Source organism: Geodermatophilus tzadiensis (assembly GCF_003002915.1).
GTDB classification, from domain to species: Bacteria; Actinomycetota; Actinomycetes; order Mycobacteriales; family Geodermatophilaceae; genus Geodermatophilus; species Geodermatophilus tzadiensis.
In genome coordinates, this window is sequence record NZ_PVTG01000017.1 from 45,776 (window position 1) to 66,029 (window position 20,254).

Annotated in this window: 21 protein-coding genes; 19 read left to right on the forward strand and 2 right to left on the reverse strand. The window is 76.6% G+C overall.

The features are described from left to right. Positions 1-26: 26 nt before the first annotated feature. The 10 genes from dacB to LY71_RS19065 all read left to right on the forward strand — a co-directional run bounded on the left by dacB (position 27) and on the right by LY71_RS19065 (position 9,455). Positions 27-1,448, forward strand: coding sequence for a D-alanyl-D-alanine carboxypeptidase/D-alanyl-D-alanine endopeptidase (dacB, locus tag LY71_RS19015; protein ID WP_106280633.1), 1,422 nt, complete (start codon positions 27-29; stop codon positions 1,446-1,448). Between the two features lie 40 nt (positions 1,449-1,488). Continuing rightward, entirely contained in the window at positions 1,489-2,574 is a 1,086-nt protein-coding gene (locus LY71_RS19020; RefSeq protein ID WP_211297421.1) for a zinc-dependent metalloprotease, read from the forward strand. A 13-nt stretch (positions 2,575-2,587) separates the two neighbouring features. Further along, a complete protein-coding gene (tilS, locus tag LY71_RS19025) occupies positions 2,588-3,616 on the forward strand; it encodes a tRNA lysidine(34) synthetase TilS (protein WP_106280636.1) in 1,029 nt (342 codons plus the stop codon). Next, positions 3,613-4,284, forward strand: coding sequence for a hypoxanthine phosphoribosyltransferase (gene hpt / locus LY71_RS19035; RefSeq protein ID WP_425433034.1), 672 nt, complete (start codon positions 3,613-3,615; stop codon positions 4,282-4,284). Before tilS ends, hpt begins: the two co-directional genes overlap by 4 nt. A gap of 222 nt (positions 4,285-4,506) precedes the next feature. Next, positions 4,507-6,522 carry an ATP-dependent zinc metalloprotease FtsH gene (gene ftsH, locus LY71_RS19040; protein ID WP_106280638.1) on the forward strand — a complete coding sequence of 672 codons (2,016 nt, stop codon included), beginning with the start codon at positions 4,507-4,509 and terminating at the stop codon, positions 6,520-6,522. 73 nt (positions 6,523-6,595) lie between these two features. Further along, positions 6,596-7,213: a GTP cyclohydrolase I FolE gene (folE, locus tag LY71_RS19045; RefSeq protein WP_106280640.1), complete on the forward strand. Its 618-nt coding sequence runs from the start codon at positions 6,596-6,598 to the stop codon at positions 7,211-7,213. Then, positions 7,210-8,064 carry a dihydropteroate synthase gene (gene folP / locus LY71_RS19050; protein ID WP_211297422.1) on the forward strand — a complete coding sequence of 285 codons (855 nt, stop codon included), beginning with the start codon at positions 7,210-7,212 and terminating at the stop codon, positions 8,062-8,064. Before folE ends, folP begins: the two co-directional genes overlap by 4 nt. Continuing rightward, positions 8,057-8,431: a dihydroneopterin aldolase gene (gene folB / locus LY71_RS19055; RefSeq protein ID WP_106280642.1), complete on the forward strand. Its 375-nt coding sequence runs from the start codon at positions 8,057-8,059 to the stop codon at positions 8,429-8,431. The genes folP and folB overlap by 8 nt, the downstream gene beginning before the upstream one ends. After that, positions 8,428-8,931: a 2-amino-4-hydroxy-6-hydroxymethyldihydropteridine diphosphokinase gene (gene folK, locus LY71_RS19060; RefSeq protein ID WP_106280644.1), complete on the forward strand. Its 504-nt coding sequence runs from the start codon at positions 8,428-8,430 to the stop codon at positions 8,929-8,931. Before folB ends, folK begins: the two co-directional genes overlap by 4 nt. A gap of 5 nt (positions 8,932-8,936) precedes the next feature. Then, entirely contained in the window at positions 8,937-9,455 is a 519-nt protein-coding gene (locus LY71_RS19065) for a DUF3180 domain-containing protein (RefSeq protein WP_245888090.1), read from the forward strand. Positions 9,456-9,464: 9 nt separating this feature from the next. Here the strand turns inward: LY71_RS19065 and LY71_RS19070 are convergent, their stop codons facing one another. Beyond that, the gene (locus tag LY71_RS19070; protein WP_211297423.1) at positions 9,465-10,649 is read right to left on the reverse strand and encodes an ABC transporter ATP-binding protein; all 1,185 of its coding nucleotides are present in this window, start codon (positions 10,647-10,649) and stop codon (positions 9,465-9,467) included. A 39-nt stretch (positions 10,650-10,688) separates the two neighbouring features. On the opposite strand from LY71_RS19070, the gene LY71_RS19075 reads away from it, so the two are divergent. The 4 genes from LY71_RS19075 to LY71_RS23590 all read left to right on the forward strand — a co-directional run bounded on the left by LY71_RS19075 (position 10,689) and on the right by LY71_RS23590 (position 14,412). After that, positions 10,689-11,384, forward strand: a complete 696-nt coding sequence (locus LY71_RS19075; RefSeq protein WP_211297424.1) for an ABC transporter permease — start codon at positions 10,689-10,691, stop codon at positions 11,382-11,384. After that, on the forward strand, positions 11,381-12,118 hold the full coding sequence (locus LY71_RS19080; RefSeq protein WP_106280648.1) for an ABC transporter permease: 738 nt from the start codon (positions 11,381-11,383) through the stop codon (positions 12,116-12,118). The genes LY71_RS19075 and LY71_RS19080 overlap by 4 nt, the downstream gene beginning before the upstream one ends. Before the next feature lie 159 nt (positions 12,119-12,277). After that, a complete protein-coding gene (locus tag LY71_RS19085; RefSeq protein ID WP_106280650.1) occupies positions 12,278-13,291 on the forward strand; it encodes a glycine betaine ABC transporter substrate-binding protein in 1,014 nt (337 codons plus the stop codon). Positions 13,292-13,374: 83 nt separating this feature from the next. Next, positions 13,375-14,412 carry a DUF6779 domain-containing protein gene (locus LY71_RS23590; protein WP_106280652.1) on the forward strand — a complete coding sequence of 346 codons (1,038 nt, stop codon included), beginning with the start codon at positions 13,375-13,377 and terminating at the stop codon, positions 14,410-14,412. Here LY71_RS23590 and LY71_RS19095 read toward each other — a convergent pair. Further along, positions 14,409-15,155 (reverse strand): SDR family oxidoreductase, encoded by a 747-nt coding sequence (locus tag LY71_RS19095; RefSeq protein ID WP_106280654.1) that lies wholly within the window; start codon positions 15,153-15,155, stop codon positions 14,409-14,411. The genes LY71_RS23590 and LY71_RS19095 overlap by 4 nt on opposite strands. A gap of 301 nt (positions 15,156-15,456) precedes the next feature. Here LY71_RS19095 and LY71_RS19100 point away from each other — a divergent pair, with 301 nt between their 5' ends. The 5 genes from LY71_RS19100 to nadC are packed head-to-tail and all read left to right on the forward strand — an operon-like array spanning position 15,457 to position 20,252. Beyond that, positions 15,457-16,401: a Rossmann-like and DUF2520 domain-containing protein gene (locus LY71_RS19100; protein WP_106280656.1), complete on the forward strand. Its 945-nt coding sequence runs from the start codon at positions 15,457-15,459 to the stop codon at positions 16,399-16,401. Next, positions 16,398-17,252 carry a pantoate--beta-alanine ligase gene (gene panC / locus LY71_RS19105; protein ID WP_245888092.1) on the forward strand — a complete coding sequence of 285 codons (855 nt, stop codon included), beginning with the start codon at positions 16,398-16,400 and terminating at the stop codon, positions 17,250-17,252. The genes LY71_RS19100 and panC overlap by 4 nt, the downstream gene beginning before the upstream one ends. Continuing rightward, entirely contained in the window at positions 17,252-17,674 is a 423-nt protein-coding gene (gene panD, locus LY71_RS19110; RefSeq protein WP_281261624.1) for an aspartate 1-decarboxylase, read from the forward strand. The genes panC and panD overlap by 1 nt, the downstream gene beginning before the upstream one ends. Then, a complete protein-coding gene (locus tag LY71_RS19115; RefSeq protein ID WP_245888094.1) occupies positions 17,671-19,350 on the forward strand; it encodes an L-aspartate oxidase in 1,680 nt (559 codons plus the stop codon). The genes panD and LY71_RS19115 overlap by 4 nt, the downstream gene beginning before the upstream one ends. Further along, positions 19,347-20,252, forward strand: coding sequence for a carboxylating nicotinate-nucleotide diphosphorylase (gene nadC / locus LY71_RS19120; protein ID WP_245888095.1), 906 nt, complete (start codon positions 19,347-19,349; stop codon positions 20,250-20,252). The genes LY71_RS19115 and nadC overlap by 4 nt, the downstream gene beginning before the upstream one ends. Positions 20,253-20,254 lie beyond the last annotated feature (2 nt).

Below are 20,254 nucleotides of genomic sequence, written 5' to 3' on the forward strand. Positions count from 1 at the left end.
GTCCGCCCGGGGGTCACTCCCTGGGGGTGGGAACGATCGCGCCGAGCGGGTCGACGTCGGTCACGCCGAGCTACGGGCGGCTGCGCAGACGACTGCTGGTGACCGTCGTGGCGCTCGTGGTCGTCGCCGCGCTGGTGGTGGCCGGGCTGCTGTTCCTGCGCGGGGACGACGCCGCCCCGGACGCCGCCGACGGCCCGGCCGCGGTGCTGCCCGACGTCGGCGCACCGGCGCCCGTGCTCGCCGCGCTGTCCGACGAGGCCCCCGCGCCCGACCCCGACGCGCTCAGCACGGTGCTGACGCCGCTGCTGGCCGTACCGGCGCTCGGCGGCGGCGTCTCGGCCGAGGTGGTCGACGTCGTCGGCGGGCAGATCCTCTTCGCGCTGGGCGCCGACGACCCGGTCACCCCCGCCTCGACGGCCAAGCTGCTCACCGCGGCCGCCGCGCTGACCACCCTCGACCCCGAGCAGACCCTCGAGACGCGCGTCGTCGCCGGGACCGGCCCGGGCGAGGTGGTGCTCGTCGGCGGCGGCGACCCCACCCTGTCCACGACGGCGCCCTCGTTGACCTACCCGGGCGCGCCGACCGTCGCCGACCTCGCCGCGCAGGTGCGGGCCGCGCTGCCCGCCGGGACGGCGGTGACCCGCGTCGTCGTCGACAACGCCCTGTTCGAGGGCCCGCTGACGGCGGAGGGCTGGGGGCCGGAGGACGCGCCGTCGACCTACGCGGCGCCGGTCACCGCCACCGCCGTCGACGGCGCCCGGCTCCGGCCCGGCGAGGACCCGCGCAGCGGCGCGCCGGGCACCGACGCCGGGCGCGCGCTCGCCGAGGCGCTCGGCGTCCCCGGTGCGACGGTCGAGCTCGGCGCGGCGCCCGACGGCGCGGAGACGCTGGGCAGCGTCCGCTCCGCCCCGGTGGCCCGCCTGGTGGAGCAGGCGCTGTCGCAGTCGGACAACCTGCTCGCCGAGTCGCTGGCGCGGCACGTCGCGCTGGCCCGCGACCTGCCCGCCACCTTCGACGGCGCAGCCCGGGCGGTGACCGGTGCCCTGGAGGAGGCCGGCCTGGACGTGGCCGACGTCGAGCTGCACGACGGCAGCGGGCTGTCCCGGCTGGACCTGGTCACCCCGGCGGTGCTCACCGAGCTGGTCGCCGGCGCCGCCGACGGCTCGCTGGAGGGGACCTCGGCGGTGCTGTCCGGCCTCGCGGTGGCCGGCTACGACGGCACGCTGGCCGACCGCGGCGACACCGACCCCGGCACCGCGCCCGGCGCCGTCCGCGCCAAGACCGGGACGCTGCTCGGCGTGCACGGCCTCGCCGGCACCGTCGTCACCGCCGACGGTCGGCTGCTGGCCTACGCGCTCGTGGCCAACGGCACCTCGGGCGGCGGTGGCCCCGAGGAGGCCGCGCTCGACGCCGTGGCCTCCGCGATGGCCGCCTGCGGCTGCCCGTGAGCGCCTCCGGGCGCCCAGGCCGCCCGCGTAGGGTGAAAAAATGAGCAGCAGTGCACTGGTCGACTGGGAGCTCGCCGGGCGCACCGCCCGCCGGCTGACCGGGCCCGGGCCCGAGACCACCCGGGAGGAGGCGGCGGCGGTCGTCGCGGAGCTGCACCGCGCCTCCGCCACCGCGGTGGCGCACGTCGAGGGCCTCACCGGCCTGCGCCCGGTCGAGGGCGGGCCGGTCCCCGAGGTCGCCGTCGTCGACCGGCCCGGCTGGATCGACGCGAACACCGCCGGCATGGCCGCGCTGCTCGACCCGCTGGCCGGCGCGCTCCTCGAGCGGTCGGAGAGCCGCCCCGGCCCGCTGGCCACCGCGATCGGCTCCCGCGCCACCGGCGTGCAGGCCGGCGGGCTGCTGGCCTTCCTCTCCTCCCGGGTGCTGGGCCAGTACGAGGTCTTCGGCACCGGCGGCCGGCTGCTGCTCGTGGCGCCCAACATCGTCGACGCCGAGCGCCGGCTGGGCGTCGACCCGTCGGACTTCCGGCTGTGGGTGTGCCTGCACGAGGTCACCCACCAGCTGCAGTTCACCGCCTTCCCGTGGCTGCAGGACCACCTCGAGGCGCAGATCACGGAGTTCGTGCAGGCCACCGACCTGTCCCCGGACGCGCTGCGCGACCGCATGGCCGACCTGGTCCGCGGCATCAGCGACGCCGTCCGCGGCGGGGACGACGACGCCGGCTCCCAGGGCCTGATGGCGCTGGTCCGCGACCCCGCCCAGCGCGCCGTGCTCGACCGGGTCACCGCGGTGATGAGCCTGGTCGAGGGGCACGCCGAGTTCGTCATGGACGGCGTCGGCCCCGACGTGGTGCCCTCCGTGCGCACGCTGCGCAAGCGCTTCGCCCAGCGCCGCAAGGGCCGCGGCCCGCTGGACCGGGTGCTGCGCCGGCTGCTGGGCCTGGAGCAGAAGATGAAGCAGTACGCCGACGGGCGGACCTTCGTCGGGGGCGTCGTCGACCGGGTCGGCATGGACGGCTTCAACCGGGTCTGGTCGGGGCCGGAGACGCTGCCGCTGGTCGAGGAGCTCACCGACCCCGCCCGCTGGGTCGAGCGGGTGCACGGCCGCCCGGCCGTTCCCGCCTGACGCCCGGACTCCGGTGAGCGGGCCGCCGCCGGCGGTCGCGGCCGTCCGCGGCGCCGTCCGCCCGGGCCTGCGGGCCTCGGCGCAGCCGGTGCTGGTGGCCGTCAGCGGGGGAGCGGACTCGCTCGCGCTGGCCGCCGCGGTCGCCTTCGAGGCACCCCGCGCCGGGGTGCCGGCCGGCGCGGTGACCGTCGACCACGGCCTGCAGCCCGGCTCCGCCGCCCGCGCCGCCGCCACCGCCGAGCTGGTCCGCGGCCTCGGCCTGGACCCCGTGGTGGTGCTGCCCGCCGACGTCCGCCCCGGCGGCGGCCCGGAGGCCGCGGCCCGCACCGCGCGCTACGCCGTGCTGGACGGCGCGGCGGCCGCCCACGGCGCGCGCGTCGCCCTGGGCCACACCCTCGACGACCAGGCCGAGACGGTGCTGCTGGGGCTGGGCCGGGGCTCGGGCCCGCGGTCGCTGGCCGGCATGGTGGCCCACCGCCCGCCGTACTGGCGGCCGCTGCTCGCCGTCCGCCGGTCGGCCACCCGCGAGGCGTGCGACGCGCTGGGCCTGCCGGTCTGGGACGACCCGTGGAACACCGACCCCGCCCTCCGCCGCGCCCGGCTGCGGGCCGAGGTCCTGCCGCTGCTCGAGGACGTCCTCGGCGGCGGCGTGGCCGGGGCCCTGGCCCGGACGGCGGACCTGCTGCGCGAGGACCTCGACGTCCTCGACGCCCTGGCCGACGCCGAGCGCGCCCGCCTGCCGCGCGAGGGCGGCCTGCCCGCCGCGGAGCTCGCCGCGCTGCCGGCCGCGCTGCGCCGCCGGGTGCTGCGCGGCTGGCTGCGCGAGGCCGGCGTCCCCGACCTCGCGGCGGTCCACCTCGCCGCCGTCGACGCGCTGCTCACCGGGTGGCGGGGACAGGGACCGGTGACCCTGCCGGGCGGTGCCGAGGCGCTCCGGACGTCTGGCAGGCTGGTGCTGCGGCCCGCCGGCTGCCGGGGCGCGACCGCCCGGCCGGCCGCCGACCCCCGCCCGGTCCCCCAGCCCGAGGAGCAGCACCCGTGAGCGAGACCGCGTCGGCCGAGGCCACGTCCACCGAGGCCACGTCCACCGAGGCCACGTCCACCGAGGCCGCGTCCACCGGGGCCGCGTCGACCGGGGCGGTGCCCGGCGGCCTGGGCCCCGACCACGGCTACGGCCCCGACATCCACCACGTGCTGCTGTCCGAGCAGCAGATCCAGGAGAAGATCACCGAGCTGGCCGCCGAGGTCGCCGGCGACTACGCCGGCCGGGAGGTCCTGCTGGTCGGCGTCCTCAAGGGCGCGGTGCTGTTCATGAGCGACTTCGCCCGCGCGCTGCAGCTGCCCACGCAGATGGAGTTCATGGCCGTCTCCTCCTACGGCAGCTCCACCAGCTCCTCCGGCGTCGTCCGCATCCTCAAGGACCTCGACCGCGACATCTCCGACCGGCACGTGCTGGTGCTCGAGGACATCATCGACTCCGGCCTGACCCTGTCCTGGCTGCTGAAGAACCTGGGCAGCCGGCGGCCGGCGTCGCTGGAGGTGTGCGCGCTGCTGCGCAAGCCCGACGCGATCAAGGTCGAGGTGCCGGTGCGCTACGTCGGCTTCGACATCCCCAACGAGTTCGTCGTCGGCTACGGCCTGGACTACGCCGAGCGCTACCGCGACCTGCCCTACATCGGGACGCTGAAGCCCGAGGTCTACTCGGACTGACCGCCGCCCGTCCCGCCCGCGCCGCCGGGCCACCCGCACGGGTGGCGCGGCGGCGACCGCGCAGCTCGCGGACAGGGGGTCCACAGGTGTCCCGGTGTACCGTCGAGCGCAACGACGCTGGACCGCGCGAGGGTGTCCGCCCGGCTCGCGCGGCGCGTCACCCGGACGATCAGGAGGGTCGACGGGCCAGGCCGGAGCCCTCCGGCCGCCCGGCATCGGTGTATGGAACGCAAGAAGATCTTCCGCTCCGTGTGGTTCTGGGTCGTGCTCGTCGTCCTGGTGGCCCTCGGCCTGTCCTCGTTCCTCGGCGGCGGCTCGGACTACAAGGCGGTCGACACCTCCGTCGCGCTGCAGCAGATCGAGGACGGCAACGTCTCCTCGGTCACGATCAACGACAAGGAACAGACCCTCGACCTCGACCTCGTCGACCCGGTCGACGGCGAGGACCGGATCAGCGCGGCCTACCCCGTCGGCGCGTCCGACGACGTCTTCGACCTGGTCTCGGGCGCCGGTGACGCCGAGGGCGTCGACTTCACCACCAACGTCACGCAGGACAGCGTCTTCGTCAGCGTCCTGATCAGCTTCCTGCCCTTCCTCATCCTCCTGCTGCTGCTGTTCTGGCTGTTCAACTCGATGCAGGGCGGCGGCCGGGGCGTCATGGCCTTCGGCAAGTCCAAGGCCAAGCAGATCACCAAGGACAGCCCCAAGACGACCTTCTCCGACGTCGCCGGCGCCGACGAGGCCATCGAGGAGCTGCAGGAGATCAAGGACTTCCTGCAGAACCCGGTGAAGTTCCAGGCCGTCGGGGCCAAGATCCCCAAGGGCGTGCTGCTGTTCGGCCCGCCCGGGACCGGCAAGACCCTGCTGGCCCGCGCGGTGGCCGGCGAGGCGGGCGTGCCGTTCTTCTCGATCTCCGGCTCGGACTTCGTCGAGATGTTCGTCGGCGTCGGCGCCAGCCGCGTGCGCGACCTGTTCGAGCAGGCCAAGACCAACGCCCCGGCGATCATCTTCGTCGACGAGATCGACGCCGTCGGCCGCCACCGCGGTGCCGGCATGGGCGGCGGGCACGACGAGCGCGAGCAGACGCTCAACCAGATGCTCGTCGAGATGGACGGCTTCGACGTCAAGGGCGGCGTCATCATGATCGCCGCCACCAACCGGCCGGACATCCTCGACCCCGCGCTGCTGCGCCCGGGCCGCTTCGACCGGCAGATCGCCGTCGACCGGCCCGACCTCGAGGGCCGCAAGCAGATCCTCCAGGTGCACGCAAAGGGCAAGCCGCTCGCGCCCGACGTCGACCTGGAGACCGTCGCCCGGCGCACCCCCGGCTTCACCGGCGCGGACCTGGCCAACGTACTCAACGAGGGCGCGCTGCTCACCGCCCGGCAGAACTCCTCGGTCATCACCGACGCCGTCCTCGAGGAGGCGATCGACCGCGTCATCGCCGGTCCCGAGCGCAAGACGCGGGCGATGAGCGAGAAGGAGAAGAAGGTCACCGCCTACCACGAGGGCGGGCACGCGCTGGTGGCGCACGCACTGCCCAACCTGGACCCGGTGCACAAGGTGACGATCCTGCCGCGCGGCCGCTCGCTCGGGCACACGCTCGTGCTGCCGACCGAGGACAAGTACACCCAGACCCGCTCGGAGATGATCGACACCCTGGCCTACGCCCTCGGCGGGCGGGCGGCCGAGGAGCTGGTGTTCCACGAGCCGACCACCGGTGCCGGCAACGACATCGAGAAGGCCACCTCGATGGCCCGCGCGATGGTCACCCAGTACGGCATGAGCGCCAAGCTCGGCGCGGTCAAGTACGGCAGCACCGACTCCGAGCCGTTCCTCGGCCGGGACATGGGCTCGCGGCCGGACTACTCCGAGGCCGTCGCCGCCGACATCGACGCCGAGGTGCGCGCGCTCATCGAGGCCGCGCACGACGAGGCGTGGGAGATCCTGGTGGAGTACCGGGGCGTGCTCGACTCGCTGGTCCTCGAGCTCATGGAGAAGGAGACCCTCTCCAAGGAGGACATGGCCCGCATCTGCGCGCCGGTCACCAAGCGGCCCTCGCTGGCGCCCTACAACGGCTTCGGCAAGCGGACGCCGTCCGACCAGCCGCCGGTGCTCACGCCCGCCGAGGCCGCGGCCCAGGCGAACGGCAACGGGCACGCGCACGGCCACGGGGCCAGCCTGGTCAAGGGCGGCAGCACCGCCGTGGGCGACGTCGGCGCACCCGTCCAGAGGTGAGTGGGCTCGCGAGCTCACCCGTGAGCACCGCAGCGCCGCGAGAGGTGACGACGAGCGCCAGCGAGGAGTCGGCGTGAGCGAGCTCCCGGAGGAGCCGGAGGACGAGGTCCGCGTCGACCTGTCGCGCGTCGACACGGCACGGGCCGAGGCCGCCGTCCGCGAGCTGCTGCTGGCCGTGGGGGAGGACCCCGACCGGCCGGGGCTGCGCGACACCCCCGGCCGGGTGGCCCGCGCCTACGCCGAGACCTTCGCCGGTCTCTGGCAGGACCCGGGGGAGATCCTCGCGACGGTCTTCGACGAGGACCACGACGAGCTGGTGCTGGTCAAGGACATCCCGATGTACTCGACCTGCGAGCACCACCTGGTGCCCTTCCACGGCGCCGCGCACGTCGGGTACATCCCCGGGGAGGACGGCCGGGTGACCGGGCTGTCGAAGATCGCCCGGCTGGTCGACGTCTACGCCCGGCGGCCGCAGGTGCAGGAGCGGATGACGCGGCAGATCGCCGACGCGGTCGACGAGCACCTCAAGCCGCGCGGCGTCCTCGTCGTCATCGAGGCCGAGCACCTGTGCATGGGCATGCGGGGCATCCGCAAGCCCGGCTCGATCACGGTCACCTCGGCGGTGCGCGGCATCATCCGCGACAACGCCGCCACCCGCGCCGAGGCCATGGGCCTCGTACTGGGCCGGTGACCGCCACCGCCCTCCCGCGGCCGGGGCGCTGCGTGGTGATGGGCGTCCTCAACGTCACCCCCGACTCGTTCTCCGACGGGGGGTGCTTCGCCGACGCGCCGACCGCGGTCGCGCACGGGCTGGCGATGCACGCGGCCGGCGCCGACTACGTCGACGTCGGGGGCGAGTCCACCCGCCCGGGCGCCGACCGCGTCGACGTCGACGAGGAGTGCCGCCGGGTGGTGCCGGTCGTCCGCGAGTTGTCGGCCGCCGGCGTGCGCACCAGCGTGGACACCACCCGGGCCGAGGTCGCCGAGGCCGCCATCGCGGCGGGCGCGGTCCTGGTCAACGACGTCAGCGGCGGGCTGGCCGACAAGAACATGGCCGACCTGGTCGCCGACACCGGCGTCCCCTGGGTGCTCATGCACTGGCGCGGGCACAGCCGCGAGATGTACGCCGCCGCCCGGTACGGCGACGTCGTCACCGAGGTGTGCGCCGAGCTGACGGCCCGGGTGGAGGACGTCGTCGCCGCCGGCGTCGACCCGCGGCAGCTGGTGCTCGACCCCGGGCTGGGCTTCGCCAAGCGCGCCGAGCACAACTGGGCGCTGCTGGGCGGCCTCGACCGGCTCATCGCCCTCGGGCTGCCGGTGCTCGTCGGCGCCTCCCGCAAGACCTTCCTCGGCCGGCTGCTCGCCGGACCGGACGCCGAGCCGCGGCCGGCCGAGCAGCGCGACGCCGCCACCCTCGCCACCACGGTGCTCGCCGCCGAGGCCGGTGCCTGGGGCGTGCGGGCGCACGACGCCGCCTCCTCGGTGGACGCGGTGCGCACCGTGGCGGCCGTGCACGCCGCGCGGGGGCTGCACCGTGGCTGACGCCCGGCCCGACCGGATCGCCGTCCGGGGCCTGACCGCGCACGCCCACCACGGCGTCTACGGCTTCGAGCGCGAGAACGGGCAGACGTTCGGCGTCGACGCCGTCCTCGAGGTGGACACCGCGCCGGCGGCCGCCACCGACGACCTCGCCCTGACGGTCAACTACGCCGAGCTCGCCCAGCGGCTGCACGCCGTCCTCACCGGGGAGCCGGTCGACCTGCTCGAGACCCTCTGCCAGCGGCTGGCCGACGTCTGCCTGGCCGACCCGCTGGTGCAGGCCGCCGAGATCACCGTGCACAAGCCGCAGGCCGACCTCGGCGTCCCCTTCGACGACGTCACCGTCACCATCCGGCGGGAGCGCGCGTGAGCCGCGCCGTGCTGTCGCTCGGTGCCAACCTGGGCGACCGGGCCGGTGCCCTGCGCGGCGCGATCGAGGCGCTGAAGGACGACGGCCTGGTCGCCCGCTCGGTGCTGTACGAGACCCCGCCGTGGGGCCCGGTCGAGCAGCCGCCCTACCTCAACGCGGTCGCCGTCGTCCGCGGCGACCGCGACGCCGCCGGGTGGCTGGCCCGGGCCCACGAGCTCGAGCAGGCCGCCGGGCGCACCCGCGAGGTGCGCTGGGGCGCCCGGACCCTCGACGTCGACGTCGTCACGGTCACCGGTGACGACGGCGCCCCGGTGGTCTCCGACGACCCGGCGCTCACGCTGCCGCACCCGCGGGCGCACGAGCGGGCGTTCGTGCTCGTCCCCTGGCTGTCGCTGGACCCGACCGCCGTCCTGCCCGGACGCGGCCGCGTGGCCGACCTGGTCGCCGCGCTGCCCGCCGCGGACGTCGCCGCGGTCGTGAGGTGGGAGCACCTGCAGTGAGGCCGGTGAACCGGCGGGACCTCCTCGTCGTCGGGGCCGGGCTGGCGCTGGCGGCGTGGCTGGTCGTGCGCGTGGCCTACGGCAGCCTGCCGCCGCTGCGCTGGTGGCTGCCGGTGCCGCTGGCGCTGCTCGCGGTCGCCGAGGCGCTCGGCGCCCGTACGCTGCGCGCGCGGCTGGCCGCCGAGCGGGCCGCCCGGCGCGGCGACACCCGCCCGCAGCACGGGGAAGCGGCGGCGCCGCTGGTCCGCCCGGTCGAGCCGATGCTGGTGGCCCGGCTGGCGGTGCTCGCGCAGGCCAGCGCCTTCGTCGGCGCGGCCGTCGCCGGCGTGTGGGCCGGGGTGCTGCTGCACGTGGCGCCCGCGGTGGGGCGCCTGGAGGCCGCGGCCGGCGACACGGTCACCGCGGTCATCGGCGTGCTCTGCGCGGCCGCGCTCACCGCCGCCGCGCTGTGGCTGGAGTCGGTCTGCCGCGTGCCGCCGTCCCGGCGCGACGACCAGCGCCCCGGAGACGGCGCTCGCGCCTGACGACGGGCTCTAGCGTGCCGGTACGGCGGCGCCGGCGGTCTCGGGGACCGTCCCGTCCACCGAGCGGCGCAGTGCCCGGTGCAGCGACTCGGGCGTGAGCACCCCGAGGAACACCTCGCCGTCGAGCACCGCCACCCAGCCGGCCTCGTGCTGCAGCATCGTGGAGAACGCCGTCTTCAGGCTGGCCTCCGCCGGCACCCAGGCGTCCATCCGGTGCGCCGCCGACCCGACGGTGCCCGCGCCGGCGGCCCGGTCGGCCGAGAGCCACCCGTGCAGCCGGCCGGCGTCGTCGAGGACCACCGCCCAGCGCGCCCCGGTGACCTGCAGCGAGGCGCGCGCGTCGGCCAGCCCGTCGGCGACGTGCACCACCGGCGGCCGCTCGAGGTCCTCGACCGAGATGCCGGTGACCGCGAGCCGCTTGAGGCCCCGGTCGGCGCCGACGAAGTCGGCCACGAAGGCGTTGGCCGGCCGGCCCAGCAGCTCCGCCGGCGGCGCGAACTGCTCGACCCGCCCGCCGGAGCTCATCACGGCGATCCGGTCGCCGAGCCGCACGGCCTCCTCGATGTCGTGGGTGACGAAGACGATCGTCTTGCGCACCGTCTCCTGCAGCCGCAGGAACTCCCCCTGCAGCCGCTCGCGGACCACCGGGTCGACGGCGGAGAACGGCTCGTCCATCAGCAGGACCGAGGGGTCGGCGGCCAGCGCCCGGGCGACGCCGGCGCGCTGGCGCTGGCCGCCGGAGAGCTGGCTGGGGTAGCGGTCGCCGTGGACGGCGGGGTCGAGGCCGACGGTGGCCAGCAGCTCGTCCACCCGGGCCCGGGTGCGGCGCCGGTCCCAGCCCAGCAGCCGCGGCACCGTGGCCACGTTCGCCCGCACCGTCTGGTGGGGGAACAGGCCCACGTTCTGGATGACGTAGCCGATGCGGCGGCGCAGCCGGTCGGCGTCGACCCGGGTCACGTCCTCGCCGCCGAGCAGGATCCGTCCCGTCGTCGGCTCGATGACCCGGTTGATCATCTTCATCGTGGTGGTCTTGCCGCAGCCCGAGGGGCCGACCAGCACCGACAGCTCGCCCGCGGCGAAGGTCAGGTCCAGCCGCTCGACCCCGACCGTGCCGTCGGCGTAGGTCTTGCTGACCCCCTCGAGCCGGATCTCCTGCGCGGCGCCCTCCGCGCCGCTCCCGGCAGTAGCGTCCACGGGGTGACCTCCCTGGGTGCGCGCCCTCTGCTGGACGCGGTGAGCGACCCCCCGGTGGGGCTGCTCGCGGTGGACGAGGCCCCGAACCCGTGGTTCGACCCGTCCTACGTGACCGACAACTGGGACTCCATCCTGGCCTACACCGGCGAGCACGTGCGGCTGACGGTGCTCGCGGTGGTCATCGGCGCGGTGATCGCGCTGCCCCTGGCGCTGCTGGCCCGGCGCAGCCGCTTGCTGTCCGCGCCGGTCCTCGGGCTGTCCACGGTCGTCTACACGATCCCGTCGCTGGCGATGTTCGCGCTGCTGGTGCCCTTCACCGGGCTGTCGTCGAACACCGTGCTCGTCGGCCTGGTCGCGTACTCGCTGGTCATCCTGGTGCGCAACTTCCTGGCCGGGCTGCAGGGCGTGCCCGCCGACGTCCGGGAGGCGGCCCGGGGGATGGGGCTGTCCCCGGCCCAGGCCCTCTGGCGGGTGGACCTCCCGCTGGCGCTGCCGGCGTTCATGGCCGGGCTGCGCATCGCCACGGTGTCCACGGTGGCGCTGACGACCGTCGGCGTGCTGGTCGGCCACGGCGGCCTCGGTCAGCTGATCACCGGCGGGTTCGCGGCGAACTTCTACCGCGCCGAGATCGTCACCGGGGCGGTCGGGTGCGTGCTGCTCACGCTGCTGGCCGACATCCTGCTGGCCGGCGTCGAGCGGGCGCTGACCCCCTGGGCCCGGGCGGTGCGGGCGTGAACGAGTTCTCGCGGGCGCTGGTCTACCTCAACGACCCGTTCAACTGGTCCCGCCCCAGCGGCATCACCGACCTGGCGCTGGAGCACCTGGCCATCTCCGCGGTGGCGGTGCTGGCCGCGGCGGTGCTCGCGCTGCCGGTCGGCGTCGCCCTGGGGACGGCGCGGCGCGGCGCGGGCCTGGTCGTCGTCCTGTCCAACGTCAGCCGGGCGGTGCCCACGCTGGCGCTGCTCACCCTGTTCGCCGTCAGTCCCATCGGCTTCGGCAACCGGGCCACGACGATCGCGCTGGCGGTCTTCGCCGTCCCGCCGATCCTGACCAACACCTTCGTCGGGTTCCGCGGCGTCGACCCGGAGGTGCGCGAGGCCGCCCGCGGCATGGGGATGAGCCGCGGCCAGGTGCTCGGCCGGGTCGAGCTGCCGCTGGCCCTCCCGCTGGTGACGACCGGCATCCGCACCGCCGCGGTGCAGGTCGTGGCCACGGCCGGCCTGGCCGCGCTGGTCGGCGGCGGGGGACTGGGCCGGCTGATCAACCTCGGCTTCGGCCAGCAGGACTACGGCGTCATGATCGCCGGCGCGATCCTGGTCGCCGGCCTCGCGCTGCTCACCGAGGCGGTGCTGGCGCTGCTGTCCTGGGCGGTCACCCCCGGACCCCGCCGTCTCCCGTTCCTGCAGGTCAGCACCCCCAGGTCGGCCAGTCCGGTTCCGGAACCGACGGCCAGCGGTGTCCCCCTGTGAGGCGGGTCCCGACCTGGAGCGGGGCTCGGTAACGACCCCGCAACACATCCGCGCCGCGATTGCCCAGCTGCGGACCGCGGGAGTTGCATGTCCGGCGCGGGATCCCCCGCCAGACACGCGTCGCGGCCGCCCGCCGCACGGGACACAGAAGGCGGACACATGCGTCAGCCACGCGCACTGACCCCACTCCTGCTGGCCGGGCTCCTGCTCACCGCCGCCTGCGGCGAGTCCGGGTCCTCCGGCACGGGCGGCTCCACCAGCACCAGCGGCTCGGCCGCGTCCGGCGACGCCTGCGCTCCCGTCCCCGGCGACCAGCTCGTCGTCCTCGAGGACGACCAGAAGCTGCAGAACGCCGACAACATCGTCCCGGCGGTCACCGCGGCCACCGCCGCGGCCAACCCCGCGCTCGTCCCGGCGCTGGACGCCGTCTCCGCCGCGCTGACCACCGACCAGCTCATCGAGATGAACGCCGCGGTGGACCTCGAGCGGCAGAGCGCCGAGGACGTCGCGGCCGCCTGGGTCGAGGACAGCGGCGTGACCGACGGCCTCCAGCAGGGCAGCGGGCCGATCGTCGTGGGCGCCGGCAACTTCACCGAGTCGACCATCCTGGCCAACGTCTACGCGGGGGTCCTCGACGCGGCGGGCTTCGACGCCTCGGTGCGCGAGGTCGGCAACCGCGACCTGTACCTCCCGGCGCTGATCTCCGGCGCCGACCTGCAGGTCTTCCCCGAGTACCTGGCCACCGTCACCGAGGCGCTCAACGCGCAGGTCAACGGCGCCAACCCGACGCCGATCGCCAGCGGCGACGCGCAGGCCACCCGCGACGCGCTGCAGCCGCTGGCCGACCAGGTGGGGCTGACCTTCGGCACGCCCTCCGAGGCCGCCGACCAGAACGCCTTCGCGGTGACGCAGGAGTTCGCCGACCAGCTCGGCGTGACCACGCTCTCCGAGCTGGCCGACGCCTGCGGTGATGGCTCGCTGGTCCTCGGCGGGCCGGCCGAGTGCCCGAGCCGGCCGTTCTGCCAGCCCGGCCTCGAGGAGACCTACGGCCTGCAGTTCGCGGAGTTCCGCGAGTTCGACGCCGGCGGCCCCGCGACCAAGGCCGCCATCCAGCAGGGCGAGGTCTCCATGGGCCTGGTCTTCAGCTCCGACGGCGCCCTCGCCCAGGGCTGACTCGGCCCTGAGCAGCGGCCGCTCCGGCACGCAGGGCGACTGCGTGCCGGAGCCGGAGGCTCGCTCACCGTTACCCTGAGGCCATGCGGGGAGGAGCGGACACGGGAGCCCGACGACCTCCCGACCCGGTCGGCACGCCGGGCCTGCGCACCGCCGGGCTGGTCCTCGGCTTCCTGCTGGCCTCCGCGGCCACCGCCGTCGTCTTCCTGACCGAGGACGCCCGGGTGCTGCGGATCTCCGTCGTCGCCGTCGCCTGGGCCTGCCTGCTCGCCGCGGTGGCCGCCGGCCGCCGGCCCGCCCGGGACACCGACGACGCCGCCGCTCCCGACACCGCCGCCCTGGAGGCGGAGCTGCGCCGGGCCTACGACGCCGAGCTCGAGCGCGAGGTCGCCGCCCGGCAGCGCTACGAGCTGGAGCTGGAGAACGAGGTCCGGCGCGAGGCCGAGCAGTCGATGCGCCGCGAGCTCGACGCGCTGCGCGGGGAGCTGGCCGGGCTGCGGGAGGGGCTGTCCGGGATCGCCGCACTGCGCGCCGACCTGGCGGAGATCGGCGGCCTGCGGGCCGACGTCGGCCGGCTGCGCGCGGAGCTCACCGAGCAGCTGACCGGGGAGATGCGCGTCGAGCGGCTGGTCATGCGCACCCAGTCGGTGCGGGCGCCGGCCGGTCGCGAGCCGCTGCAGCCGGCGCCTCCCGTCTGGGGCGGCGAGCTCGACGCCGGCTGGTCGGCGCAGGTGCCCGCGGGAACCGTCGCCGCCCCGGCCGTGACGCGCGAGCCGGAGCCGCCCGCCCGCCCGCTGCCGCCGGTGCCCGTGCCGGTGCCCGCGGAGCCCGCGGCCTCCCCGGGCGGGTGGCCGGCCGAGCGCGGCCTGCTCGACCCCGCCGACACCGGGCCGCGCCGCCGCCACACCGACCCGCTGGGCGCGTCCGCCCCGCCGCCCGCCGAGCAGCTCACCGTCGAGCGGCCCTCGGTGCACAGCGCCGCAGCCGGCCACGCCGCGCCGTCCTGGGTCGCGCCGTCGCCGGTGGTGGAGGACGACGACACCGGTGCGGCGAGACTGGCGCAGATCCTCGCGGAGAGCGGCGTCCGGCCCGGCGGCCGCCGCCACCGCTACCGCGACTAGGACGGACCGCGGGAGAGCGCGCCGCCGTCGAGCACCAGGGTCTGGCCGGTGACCCAGCCGGCACCGAGCAGGTAGGCCGCGGCCTCGCCGACGTCCTCGGGCTCACCGAGCCGGCCCGCCGGGTAGGCGCGGGCGGCCTCCTCCTCGCGCCCCTCGTAGAGCGCGCCCGCGAAGCGGGTCCGCACCACCGCCGGCGCCACCCCGTTGACCGTCACCCGCGGCCCGAGCTCCACGGCCAGCTGGGTGACCAGGTTGACCAGCGCGGCCTTGCTCACGCCGTAGCCGCCGATCATCGGCGAGGCCTTGAGCCCGGCCACCGAGGCGACCACGAGCACCGAGCCGCCGTGCTCGGCCATCCACGCCCGCCAGGCCTCCTGCACCAGCCCGAGGGTGCCCACGACGTTGGTGTCGAGGATCTTGCGGAAGGCGTCGAGGTCGAGGTCGACCATCGGCCCGTAGACCGGGTTGATCCCGACGTTGCCCACCAGGTGGTCCAGGCTGCCGAACCGCTCGACCGCGGTGCGCACCGCCTCGGCGCGGTGCGCGGCGTCCCCGGCGTTGCCCGGCACGCCCACGGCCACCTCCGGGCCGCCGAGCGTGGCCACCGCCTCCTCGAGCGCCTCGGCCCTGCGTGCCGTGAGCACCACGCGGGCGCCCCGGTCCACCAGGCTGCGCGCGATCGCCAGGCCGATGCCGCGGCTGCCGCCGGTGACCAGTGCGGTGCGTCCCTCGAACGTGCCCACGCCACTCCTCCGTCCCGCCGGCTCCGCTGCCGGACGCGCCGTCGCCCACCGTAGGGAAGGCCCGGGACGGCGCCGTCCCCGCCCGGCGGGGAGTGACCCACTCCACAGGGCCGATCCGTTGCAGCACGGCGGAGGCGGTCCGACACTCGCGATCGGCACCCGTCCGCGTGGCACACCCGGTCGCAGCGGACGTGCGCCGGCACACCGCACCACCGGCACGACCGCACGACCCACGGCCGCCGACGACGACGGACGGACCCGAGTCCGGTACCCGCCAGGGACTGGAACGAGAGGTGCACCGATGCCTGCTGCCCGCAGGACCACCCGCGCTGCCGGGCTCCCGCCCGCCGGCCACGCTCCCGCCCGCCTCCGCGTCGGCGTCATCGGCGCCGGCCGCGTCGGCGCCGTCCTGGGGGCCGCCCTCGCCGCCGCCGGCCACGACGTGGTCGCCGCCTCCGGCCTGTCCGCCGCCTCCGCCGGGCGCGCCGCCCGGCTGCTGCCCGGCGTCCCCCTGCTCCCCGCCGACGAGGTCGTGGCCGCCGCGGACCTCGTCGTCCTCGCCGTGCCCGACGACACCCTCGCCGGGCTGGTCGCCGGTCTGGCCGGCACCGGCACCTGGCGCGCCGGCCAGCTGGCCTTCCACACCTCCGGCGCGCACGGCCTGGCCGTGCTGGCCCCGGCCGAGCGCGCCGGCGTGCTGCCGCTGGCGCTGCACCCGGCGATGACCTTCACCGGCGCCCCCGAGGACGCCGACCGGCTGACCGGCGCCCCGTTCGGCGTGACCAGCCGGCCCGCGCACCGCGCCGTCGCCGAGACCCTGGTGCTGGAGATGGGCGGCGAGCCGTTCTTCGTGGCCGAGGACGACCGGCGGCTCTACCACGCCGCGCTGGTCACCGGCGCCAACCACCTGGTCACGCTGGTGGCCGAGGCCGCCGACCTGCTGCGCACCGCCGGCGTCGGCGACCCGGCCCGGGTGCTCACCCCGCTGCTCACCGCCGCGCTGGACAACGGCCTGCGCCGCGGCGACCGCGGGCTCACCGGCCCGGTCAGCCGCGGCGACGTCGGGACGGTGGCCGACCACCTGGAGACGCTGACCGAGCGGGCGCCCGAGTCGGTCGCGGCCTACGTCGCGATGGCGCAGCGGACCACCGAGCGGGCCGTGGCCTCCGGCCGGCTCCGGCGGCACGAGGGCGCGCCGCTGCTCGACCTGCTCTACGAGGCGGCCGACCCGGCCGGCTCCCGGTGAGCGCGCCTCCCGTGCCGGCGGTCGCGCGGACCACCGCCGACCTGACCCGGCTGCGCGCCGCGCTGCCCGGCCCGGTCGCCCTGGTGCCGACCATGGGCGCCCTGCACGAGGGGCACCGCGCCCTCGTCCGCGCCGCCCGCGAGCGCGCCGGCAGCGTCGTCGTCTCGGTGTTCGTCAACCCGACCCAGTTCGGACCCGGCGAGGACCTCGACCGCTACCCCCGCACCTGGGACGCCGACCTCGCCGCGCTCACCGAGGAGGGCGCCGACGTCGTCTTCCACCCGCCGGTCGAGGAGGTCTACCCGCCGGGCGCGCTCGGCGTGACCGTCGACCCGGGCCCGCTCGGCTCCGTCCTCGAGGGCGCGGTGCGGCCCGGTCACTTCACCGGCGTGCTGACCGTCGTCGCCAAGCTCCTCGGCCTGGCCCGGCCGGACCTGGCCTACTTCGGCGAGAAGGACTACCAGCAGCTCACGCTCGTCCGCGCGATGGTGCGCGAGCTGGCGCTGCCGCTGGAGGTGGTCGGGGTCCCCACCGTCCGCGAGGACGACGGCCTGGCGTTGTCCTCCCGCAACCGCTACCTCTCGGCCGGGCAGCGGGTCACCGCGGCGACGATCTCCCGTGCCCTGCGCGCCGGGGCCGACGCCGGCCCGCGGGGCGCCGACGCCGTCCTGGCCGCGGCCGGCGCGGTGCTGGCCACCGCGCCGGAGCTCGTCCCCGACTACCTCGCGCTCACCGACCCCGACCTCGGGCCCGCGCCGGTGAGCGGCCCCGCCCGCCTGCTGGTCGCCGCCCGTGCCGGCGACACCCGGCTCCTGGACAACGTCCCCGTTCCCCTGGGAGGACCACGATGATGCGCACGATGCTCAAGTCCAAGATCCACCGGGCGACGGTGACCCAGGCCGACCTGCACTACGTGGGCTCGGTGACCGTCGACGAGGACCTGCTCGACGCCGCCGACCTGCTCCCCGGCGAGCAGGTCGCGATCGTCGACGTCACCAACGGCGCGCGGCTGGAGACCTACGTCATCCCCGGCGAGCGGGGCAGCGGCGTCATCGGCATCAACGGCGCCGCCGCGCACCTCGTGCACCCCGGCGACCTGGTGATCCTCATCAGCTACGGCCTGATGGACGAGACCGAGGCGAAGTCCTCCGTCCCGAGGGTGGTGCACGTCGACGCCACGAACCGCGTCGTCGAGCTCGGCGGCGACCCCTCCGCCCCGGTCCCCGGTGCCGACGACCAGCGGCGCAGCGACCGGGGCGTGCCGGTCCGGTGACCCTGACGACGCCGGCCCGCACCGGCCTGCCCACCCGCCTGGCCGCCCCGGCGCCGGGCTGGGAGCTGGCCGCCGACGTCTGCGTCGTCGGTTCCGGCGTCGCGGGGCTGTGCGTCGCGCTGCACGCGCGGGCGGCCGGCCTGTCGGTCGCCGTCGTCACCAAGGTCCGCGTCGACGACGGCTCGACCCGCTGGGCACAGGGCGGCATCGCCGCCGTCCTCGACCCGGCCGACACCGCGGAGGCGCACGCCCGCGACACCGAGGTCGCGGGCGTGGGCCTGTGCGAGCCCGCCGCGGTCCGCGCGCTGGTGACCGAGGGGCCGGCGCGGCTGCACCAGCTCATCGACTGGGGCGCCGGCTTCGACCGGGACGCCGCCGGGGCGCTGCTGCTCACCCGCGAGGGCGGGCACTCCGCCGACCGGATCGTGCACGCCGGCGGGGACGCGACCGGCGCGGAGGTCATGCGGGCGCTGTGCGAGGCCGTGCACGCCGACCCCGGCGTCACCCTCGTGGAGCACGCGATGGTGCTCGACCTGCTCACTGACGCCGGCGGCCGCGCCGCCGGCGTCACGCTGCACGTGCTCGGCGAGGGCTCCGAGGACGGCGTCGGCGCCGTCCGCGCCCGCGCGGTCGTGCTCGCCACCGGCGGCATGGGCCAGGTGTACGCCGCGACGACGAACCCCGCGGTGTCCACCGGCGACGGCGTGGCGCTCGGCCTGCGCGCCGGGGCGGTGGCCACCGACCTGGAGTTCGTCCAGTTCCACCCGACGTCGCTGTACCTGGGACCCGGCGCCCGCGGGCAGCAGCCGCTGGTGAGCGAGGCGCTGCGCGGGGAGGGCGCGGTGCTGCGCGACGGCGCGGGGGAGCGGTTCATGGTGGGGGCGCACCCGCTGGCCGAGCTCGCCCCGCGCGACGTCGTCGCCAAGGGCATCACCCGCGTGCAGCTGCGCGACGGCGTCGACCACGTGTGGCTCGACGCCCGCGCGGTGCCCGACCTCGAGCGCCGCTTCCCGACCATCGTGGCCCGCTGCCGCGCCGCCGGCGTCGACCCGCTCACCGACCTGGTGCCCGTGACGCCGGCCGCCCACTACGCCTCCGGCGGCCTGGTCACCGACCTCGCCGGGCGCACCACGGTGCCCGGCCTCTACGCCTGCGGCGAGGCCGCCTGCACCGGCGTGCACGGCGCCAACCGGCTGGCGTCGAACTCGCTGCTCGAGGGGCTGGTGTTCGCCGCGCGCATCGGTGCGGAGCTGGCCCGCGGCCTGCCGCCGTCCGCCCCGGCCCGCGAGGCCGCCCCGGCGACGGCGGGGCTGCTCGACCCGGCCGGCCGGCGGACGGTCACCGACACGATGTCCGGGCGGGTCGCCGCGCTGCGCTCCGGGGCGGGCCTGGCCGAGGCCGGCGCCGCGTTGACCGCGCTGGCACGTGGGCTGACCGAGGGGCCCGGCGCCGACCCGGGGGTGGCGAGCTGGGAGGCCACCGACCTGCTGACCGTCGCCGGCGCGCTCACCGCCGCCGCCACCGCCCGCGAGGAGACCCGCGGGTGCCACTGGCGGGAGGACCACCCCGACACCGAGGAGGACTGGCGGGTGCACCTGGACGTGCAGCTCGACGACGACGGGGCCCTGCGCCTGACCCGCCGCCCGGTCGGCACACCGGTGGTGACGCCGTGGTGAGCGCCGACCCGCGCTCGCTGGAGGGCACCGGCCTGTCCGAGGCGTGGGTCGAGGACCTCGTCGAGCGCACGCTGGCCGAGGACCTCGCCGGCGGCCCCGTGCTGCCGAGCGCTCCGGACCTCGCCGTCGCGCTCGACGTCACCAGCGCCGCCACCGTGCCGCCGGCGCAGTACGGCACCGCCGACCTGGTCGCCCGAGCCGACGGCGTGGTCGCCGGCCTGCCGGTCGCCGCCCGCGTGTTCGCCCGCCTGGCCCCCGGCGCCACGCTGACGGCCGGCGCCGCCGACGGCGACCGGGTGTCCCGCGGCGACGTGCTGCTCACCGTGCGGGGTCCGGTGCGGGCCCTGCTGGCCGCCGAGCGCAGCGCCCTCAACATCGCCAGCCGGGCCAGCGGCATCGCCACGGCCACCCGCGCGTGGGTCGACGCCGTCGAGGGCACCGGCGCGGTGGTGCTCGACACCCGCAAGACCACGCCGGGGCTGCGGCCGCTGGAGAAGTACGCGGTGCGCTGCGGCGGCGGGTCGAACAAGCGGATGGGCCTCTACGACGTCGCGATGGTCAAGGACAACCACGTCGCCGCCGCCGGGTCCGTGGCCGCGGCCGTCGCCGCCGTCCGCGAGCGGGCGCCGAGGGTGCCGGTGCAGGTGGAGGCCGACACCGCGGAGCAGGCCGTCGAGGCGGTCGAGGCCGGCGCGGACTTCCTGCTGCTGGACAACATGGCGCCCGACCGGCTGCGCGAGGTGGTGGCGCTGGTCGGGGGCCGCGCGCAGCTGGAGGCCACCGGCGGGCTCACCCTCGCCGTCGCCCGCGAGGTCGCCGCGACCGGCGTCGACTACCTGTCCGTCGGCGCGCTGACCCACTCCTCCCCGATCCTCGACCTGGCACTGGACCTGCGGGACTGAGT

Excerpts from the sequence above, each read along its gene's own strand:
- LY71_RS19020 (WP_211297421.1), top strand. The coding sequence starts at position 1,489 with ATGAGCAGCAGTGCACTGGTCGACTGGGAGCTCGCCGGGCGCACCGCC.
- LY71_RS19085 (WP_106280650.1), top strand. The coding sequence starts at position 12,278 with ATGCGTCAGCCACGCGCACTGACCCCACTCCTGCTGGCCGGGCTCCTG.
- panD (WP_281261624.1), top strand. The coding sequence starts at position 17,252 with ATGCGCACGATGCTCAAGTCCAAGATCCACCGGGCGACGGTGACCCAG.
- LY71_RS23590 (WP_106280652.1), top strand. The coding sequence starts at position 13,375 with ATGCGGGGAGGAGCGGACACGGGAGCCCGACGACCTCCCGACCCGGTC.
- ftsH (WP_106280638.1), top strand. The coding sequence starts at position 4,507 with ATGGAACGCAAGAAGATCTTCCGCTCCGTGTGGTTCTGGGTCGTGCTC.
- LY71_RS19100 (WP_106280656.1), top strand. The coding sequence starts at position 15,457 with ATGCCTGCTGCCCGCAGGACCACCCGCGCTGCCGGGCTCCCGCCCGCC.